Source organism: Klebsiella indica, assembly GCF_005860775.1.
Lineage (GTDB): Bacteria > Pseudomonadota > Gammaproteobacteria > Enterobacterales > Enterobacteriaceae > Klebsiella > Klebsiella indica.
Genome location: NZ_VCHQ01000084.1, coordinates 1 through 568 on the forward strand (window position 1 = coordinate 1; position 568 = coordinate 568).

The 568-nt window shown below is 51.1% G+C and carries 1 rRNA gene; it reads left to right on the forward strand.

From position 1 onward, the window contains the following. Positions 1-372: 372 nt before the first annotated feature. Positions 373-568, forward strand: a 23S ribosomal RNA gene (locus FE839_RS24590); the annotation flags it as partial.

Here is a 568-nt window from a genome sequence, read left to right on the forward strand (position 1 = left end):
CCCTAGGGGACGCCAGCGTTCAACTGATGAGGTCAGACCTCCCAGGGGACGCCACTTGCTGGGTGTGAGTGAAAGGCACAACCGATGATATCTCAAAACTCATCTTCGGGTGACGTTTGAGATATTTGCTCTTTAAAAATCTGGATCAAGCTGAAAATTGAAACGACACACTGAATAAGTGTGTTCGGGTCTCTCAAATTATCGCAATCAGAAGATGACACTGTAAAAGGTGATGTGAGCGATGTGAAGACAAGGCGTACCGCACGCAGCGAGCGCAGTGGACTGAATGTCCATGAGCATCGCGAGTACGGAACAACGCAGTATTCACGACGCGCAACAAGCCGGACAGAATAAAACATCTTCGGGTTGTGAGGTTAAGCGACCAAGCGTACACGGTGGATGCCCTGGCAGTCAGAGGCGATGAAGGACGTGCTAATCTGCGAAAAGCGCCGGCGAGGTGATATGAACCCTTGACCCGGCGATGTCCGAATGGGGAAACCCGGTGCATTACGGTGCATCATCGTTTGATGAATACATAGTCAAACGAGGCGAACCGGGGGAACTGAAA